The sequence below is a fragment of the Nocardia sp. NPDC041819 genome (genome assembly GCF_055590505.1).
In genome coordinates, this window is record NZ_JBVJAP010000025.1 from 65388 (window position 1) to 71568 (window position 6181).

Here is a 6181-nt window from a genome sequence, read left to right on the forward strand (position 1 = left end):
CTCGCCCACGGGGCTCAGATGAAGGCGGAAGTCATATGTCCAGCAGTATCAATCCGGCGGTTCTCGTCGGTTCCGACGGCTCTCCGGCCTCCCTGGCCGCGGTCCGCTGGGCGGCCGCCGACGCCGCCCGCCGACGCGCACCGCTGCACATCGTCTACGCGATCAGCACGCCGGTCGACTACGGCCCCGGCATCGCTATTTCCCAGATCGACTACGACAGCTACCGGCAGGAGGGACGGACGGCCCTGGAGACCGCGCGCAAGAACGCCGTGGCGGCGGCCTCTCCGATCGGCGAGCTCGACATCACCGCCGAACTCGTCGAGGCGGCGCCCATCCCGGTGCTGCGCGACCGATCCAAGTCCGCGCGGCTGCTCGTCGTCGGCACCCACGGGCTGGGCGCCATCAGCCGCAGCATCCTGGGTTCGGTGAGCACATCGCTGGCCCGGCACGCCGCATGCCCGGTCGCGGTGATTCCCGCCGACTGCGAGCACCCAGACGGGCCGGTGGTGGTCGGCGTCGACGGCTCGTCGTGCGGTGCCCGCGCCGTCGAGATCGCCTTCGACGAGGCCGCCCATCGCGGCGCCGAGCTGGTCGCGGTGCACACCTGGTCGGAGTTCTTCCGGTACATCTCGCGCGCGGAAATGCAGAACGAAGCCGAGGAACTGGTGTCGCAGAGCCTGGCCGGCCACGGCGAAAAGTATCCAGAGATACGGGTACGGCGGATCGTGGTCGAAGATCGCTCCGCGAAGCGCCTGCTCGGGGAGGGCGAGAACGCGCAGTTGATCGTCGTGGGCAGTCACGGGCGCGGCGGCTTCGCCGGAATGACCCTCGGTTCGGTCAGTCAAGCGGTGCTACACGGTGCGAAAGCGCCGGTGATCATCGCCAGGTCGGCCAACTGACTCACATCTCCGCGCACCCACGGTTCACCCGCTCCCACAGCTGCATCACCGCGATCGCGGTGAAGGTTTTGGTGATCGACGCGATCCGGAAGATCGTGTCCTGCGTGACTGGGCGGTTCGCGGCGATGTCGGCCATCCCGTGCCCAGCGAACTCCATCCGACCCTCGGATACGACGGCGACCGCGGCACCCACCACTGCCTACCGATTGAATACTCGACCGATCCGGTCCGCTATCCGGATGCCCTCGTTCACCGACACGGCTTCTCCAATCGCTCGCTGCTATCGGCGGCACTATCAGCGTGCGGCTTCGCGGACAGCGGTGAAGGAGGACATCGACTCGAAGGCGGAGGTCGAACGTCCCACACTTCCCGGACCACTCTCGGTTAGCGGCCGCGCTGACACCCTTCACCTCCGTCCTGGCCCGTCTCGAGTTCAGGACCCGTCCACGTGCGTGGTTACCGCCACCGCCGCGGCTGGGCCGTCGGTTGTGAGAGGTCATCGGCTTCGCCACCGCAGCTGTCGTCGCGTAGAAGTTCTCCGTACAACTCCGCGATGTGCTCGCGGCGCCCCGGGCCGGTCCCAGTGGTGGCCAGGGCCGCTGTCGCGGCGGCGATACCCAGGCGCACCGCGTCGGCGAGGTCGTATCCCCGTGTCAGGCCCACCGTGGTGCCGCCGACCATCGCGTCGCCGGCGCCGATACCGCTGCGCACACGCGCCGGGATCGACGCGAACCATTCGTGCGATTCACGTGTCACCACGAGCGCTCCGGCGGCGCCGAGGGAGAGCAGGACGATCTCGGTCATCCCGGCGGTGATCAGCCGTCGAGCCTGCGACAACTGTTCCGTGCGGTCGATCAGCGGATGTCCGACGTAGTCGCCGAGTTCCCGCACGCTGGGCTTGATCAGATAGACGCCACGGTGGACGCCGCGCAACGCGATGCCCGAAGTATCGAGCACCACGCGCACACCGAGGTCGCGGGCGAGATCTGTAAGGGTCTGATAGAAGTCCGAGGACACACCCGGCGGCAGAGTCCCGCTGGCGACGAGGTAGCTTCCGCCGCTCACCGCACGCTCCACCTCGGCCAGGCAGCGATGCTGTTCCGGGTCGGTGAGCCGAGGGCCCGGAAAGACGAATCGGTACTGCTCGCCGCTGGTGGTTTCGGTGACCGAGAGACTTTCCCGGGTCGATTCGGCCACCTGCACCGGCCGCGGTGGCACTCCGGCGTCGCGCACCAACTGCTCGAGCAGGCGACCGCTCGGGCCACCGACGGGAAAGATCGCTGTCACCTCGACACCCAGCTCGGCGGCCGTGCGCGCGACGTTGATCCCGCCACCGCCCGGGTCGAAGCGGGGTGTCGCGCAGCGCATCTTGTCGGTCGGTACGACTCGTTCGACCCGAGTCGCGAGATCGATCGCGGGATTCATCGTCAATGTCACGATCCGGCCCACCGAAACCTCCTCGCTCCGTCCTTCCACACCAACCCGGCCGGTGTCCGGCGCGCTTGTCCACGGGTCGTGTCGCTGAAGCCGATCTTTCAGAGCATCGAGTTCTCCGGACCCTGGCCCGCCTGTGGAGGGTGACCGCTGTCCCGTCCACGCGAAGAGTGGTGAACCACTGGACGCCGCCGTCCCGGCGCATCCCCGTCGCCGATTACTCTGCCCAGTGCCGGCCGGCTGGAGCAGAGTCGGCCGCCCCTCGCATGCCGGGACTTAGGTCCCTGTACTCGACACCCGTTCCGGGCCTGACGGCTATTCGTCGGTATTGGCGAGACCGGCCGGTTGCGCTTATGGATCGACACCACGCCGAGCCGGTCCCGTGATCACCGCGCCGGACCATCGTCCGTCTCGGCGAGCAGCGGCGGCGAGGGCCACCGGATCCCGGCGGGCGGGGATCTCCCTCCATCGGCCTGCTCGACGGCGAACATGGCGCGGCAATGGATCGGGCCAGTGTAGCCGCGCAGGACCGCGACATCGGCGCTCGGCAGGGAGTCAGCCGGGACGACGCTGTAGGTCATTGCGCCGATGACATTCGTACCGCGATAGACAGGAATTCGTCCTCCAGAGCGCCGGGGGTGCTTGCTGCGAGACTGGCCGTGCCGGGGATTCCCTACCTGGCGCGATGGAACCAATCGTCCGGCAGATCAACCAGTCCTCGAGAGGGAGTCGTCATGCTCGATGTCTCGGCTTTGCGCGCCGCGCCCGCCATGTCCCACGCACAGGAACCGTTCGCGCAACTGCGCGAGACGCATACCGGGCTGGTAGTGCTGTGCGGGGACCGTGCGTACAAGGCGAAGAAACCGGTCGTCACCGACTTCCTGGATTTCGGCACGCCGGAGAACCGGGAGCGCGCGTGCGCCAGAGAACTGGAGTTGAATCAGCGTCTCGCACCCGACGTCTATCTCGGTCTGGCCCATCTGACAGACCCGGAAGGCGGCGCCGACGAACCGATCATCGTTATGCGCCGGATGCCGGAGGCGTCGCGATTGTCCGCCACACTCGCGGAACCGGCTGGCGAAGCCGTCGAACTGTCAGCACTCGCGGAGACCTTGGCGCGGTTCCACGCGGGCGGACGGCGCGGCGCCGACATCGATCGCGCCGGGACACCCGCGCAATTGCGTCGGCGATGGGAGAATCTATTGCGGCCTCTGCGGCAATATCCGCACGCGACGAGCGATCCCGGCATTCTCGCGCGCGCCGAACAAATGGCCGTGCGCTACATCGACGGCCGAACCAGCCTGCTGACGGAACGCATCGCCGACGGCCGTATCGTCGACGGTCACGGCGATCTACTCGCCGAGGACATCTTCGTCCTGCCGGACGGCTTCCGCATTCTGGACTGCCTCGACTTCGATGATGAACTCCGCTATGTCGACAGCCTCGATGACGCCGCCTTCCTGGCGATGGACCTCGAATTCTTGGGATACCCCGAGCAATCCGACGCGTTCTTGAACTGCTACCTGCGCGCGGCAGGCGACTCACCCCCGCCGTCGCTTCGGCACCACTACATCGCCTATCGGGCGATGGTCCGGGCGAAGACCGACCATATCCGCGCCGACCAAGGGGACGGGGAAGCCGCCGGGCGTGCCGAGCGGCATCTCGACCTCGCCGTCGAACATCTGGAACAGGGCGCCGTCCGTCTTGCACTCGTCGGCGGCCTGCCCGGCACCGGGAAGTCCACGATGTCAGCCCGTTTGGCGGCGGCCACCGGCGCGGTCGTGATTTCGAGCGATAGTGTCCGCGCTGGGCTGCGCGCCACGGGATCCATCGCTGGTGCGGCAGGGGTCTTCGGGGCCGGTGCCTATCGGTCCGCCGCGAAAGCACTGGTGTATTCCCAGATGTTGGAGCAGGCGCGGCAGCGGCTCGAGCACGGAGTCTCGGTGATCCTCGACGCCAGCTGGACCGACTCGGACCAGCGCGCCCGTGCCGCCGCCTTAGCCGACGAGACTCGCAGCGATCTGGTACCGCTGCGGTGTGTCTGTCCCCGGCCCCTCGCGGCCGAACGGATCGGCGCGAGGCCGCAGGGTGACTCGGACGCCACACCTGCGATCGCGGACGCTCTGGCGGCCACGGCGACGCCATGGCCCGAGGCGATCGTGCTCGACACCGCACAGCCGATCGAAGGCTCGATCGGTACGGCGCTGGACGCCTGGCGCGGCGCGGTGGTCCCGGCCGCTGCCGCCGTCGGGCGTGGATGAGCAACACATACGGCGGCTGATCGAATGGGCAGACGCCGGCGCCCTGACCAGCACACTGCCTTCGACCGCGCCCGACATCACAGTGCGGCGGCGATCACCCCGGGCGCAGAGTCAGCGGTCAGCGCTGCTGGAGGACTACGCAGGCAGCCGTCGGCAGTGGTCCATCGATCGGCGCCGGCTTCCCCGGCAGGGCGTAAAGACCTTCCCTCGTGGTGACCTCGCTGACTGCCGACCGGCAGGCCGGCTTGGTGACATCGTGCCGGGTGGTGGTGCGCTCGGTCGGTGACGGCACGGTGGTCGCGCGATCTACGCGGCAGCCGCTCCGGACTCACCGCTCGCGAGGCCGGAGGGCGCCTTGTCCACTACGGACTGTGTGGGGCGCTGATGAATTGCGGCGCTGGCTGGTGCGCCGCCGCGCGGCATCCGCATGACCGTCATTCCAGTCGAACGCCACCGCGGCCGGCGCGAGGCCGCCGCCCCACCCAGAACTGCATGGTCGGCCCGGTCTGGGCGCGCTCACCGCTCCCGCACGACGATGATCGGACACTCCACCGAATGCAGCAGCGCCGCACTGGTAGAACCGAGCAGCATGCCGGTGAACCCACCGCGGCCGTGGCTGCCCACCACCAGGAGTTGAACGTCTTCGGACTGATCGAGCAGCGAGCGTACCGGCCGGTCGCGCACCAGCACACGCCGCACCGACACATCCGGGTAGCGTTCACCGAATCCCGACAGATTCTCGGCCAGCAACGCGTCCTCTCGCTCTCGCACGGCATCCCATCCGGGCACGAGGTCGATGCCGCTGGCATCGCTCCACGCGTGCAACGCGATCAGACCGACCTTGCGCCGCGAGGCTTCCTCGAAGGCGACTTCCATCGCTGGCACGCTGGTGACGGTGCCGTCCACCCCGACGAGAACCGGTTTGTCGAAGGAGACGACATCGGGCGCCGAACCCGGACGTAGGACCGCGACCGGGCAGTGCGCGTGGCGGGTGACCGCCGTACTCACCGAGCCGAGCAGTTCACGGCGCACCGCTCCGAGCCCGCGGCTGCCGACGACCAGCATTCTGGCGTGCCTTGATCTGTCCAGCAGGTCCGGGATGATCGGTTCGAGAGTCAACTCGGTGCTGATGGCCAATGCCTCGCCCGCCGCGGCCGCCCTGGCCACCCGAGCGGCCTCGGTCAGCACCCGTTCCCCATCCCTGCGCAGCCACTCCACATCGGATTCGGTCAGCGTGGCACCGGGACCGTACCCGGGCTGAATGGCGACGGAGGTGACTATATGCAACCGGCACCGATGTAACGCGGCGTCGGCCGCTGCCCACGCCGCCGCGTGGTAGGACGTTGCGGATCCGTCGACGGCGACCACGATCGAATCGGTCTGCCCAGTGCGTGCGGTGGAGTTCTCGGTCATCGCGTTCTCCTCGGTGCCGATTCGGGTTTCCTAGTTCTTGCCGATCGATCGGCTCGTCCGGCGCCGTTCGGCCACGGCGCGAGCGCCCTATCACGAGGCCGACGGATCCAGGGGCTGAACCACCTCGTCGAGCGGGCGGCGCGGTGTGGCCGGGACCGGATCAGCACTCGGGAT

6 protein-coding genes are annotated in these 6181 nt (G+C 68.4%); 2 read left to right on the forward strand and 4 right to left on the reverse strand.

The window, feature by feature from the left end; all coding sequences use genetic code 11:
• The first annotated feature begins 35 nt into the window (after positions 1-35).
• Positions 36-899 carry a universal stress protein gene (locus ACZ6DL_RS35985; protein ID WP_466057971.1) on the forward strand — a complete coding sequence of 288 codons (864 nt, stop codon included), beginning with the start codon at positions 36-38 and terminating at the stop codon, positions 897-899.
• A gap of 1 nt (position 900) precedes the next feature.
• Here ACZ6DL_RS35985 and ACZ6DL_RS35990 read toward each other — a convergent pair whose 3' ends face one another.
• From ACZ6DL_RS35990 to ACZ6DL_RS36000, 3 genes are all read right to left on the reverse strand, one after another.
• Positions 901-1095 carry a serine hydrolase gene (locus ACZ6DL_RS35990; protein ID WP_466057973.1) on the reverse strand — a complete coding sequence of 65 codons (195 nt, stop codon included), beginning with the start codon at positions 1093-1095 and terminating at the stop codon, positions 901-903.
• A gap of 260 nt (positions 1096-1355) precedes the next feature.
• On the reverse strand, positions 1356-2348 hold the full coding sequence (locus tag ACZ6DL_RS35995; RefSeq protein ID WP_466057975.1) for a 1-phosphofructokinase family hexose kinase: 993 nt from the start codon (positions 2346-2348) through the stop codon (positions 1356-1358).
• A 371-nt stretch (positions 2349-2719) separates the two neighbouring features.
• The gene (locus ACZ6DL_RS36000; protein ID WP_466057977.1) at positions 2720-2914 is read right to left on the reverse strand and encodes a hypothetical protein; all 195 of its coding nucleotides are present in this window, start codon (positions 2912-2914) and stop codon (positions 2720-2722) included.
• A gap of 153 nt (positions 2915-3067) precedes the next feature.
• Between ACZ6DL_RS36000 and ACZ6DL_RS36005 the strand changes: the two genes are divergently transcribed.
• Positions 3068-4594: a bifunctional aminoglycoside phosphotransferase/ATP-binding protein gene (locus ACZ6DL_RS36005; RefSeq protein ID WP_466057979.1), complete on the forward strand. Its 1527-nt coding sequence runs from the start codon at positions 3068-3070 to the stop codon at positions 4592-4594.
• Between the two features lie 516 nt (positions 4595-5110).
• Here ACZ6DL_RS36005 and ACZ6DL_RS36010 read toward each other — a convergent pair.
• Complete coding sequence (locus ACZ6DL_RS36010) at positions 5111-6007, reverse strand: universal stress protein (RefSeq protein ID WP_466057980.1); 897 nt, start codon at positions 6005-6007, stop codon at positions 5111-5113.
• Positions 6008-6181 lie beyond the last annotated feature (174 nt).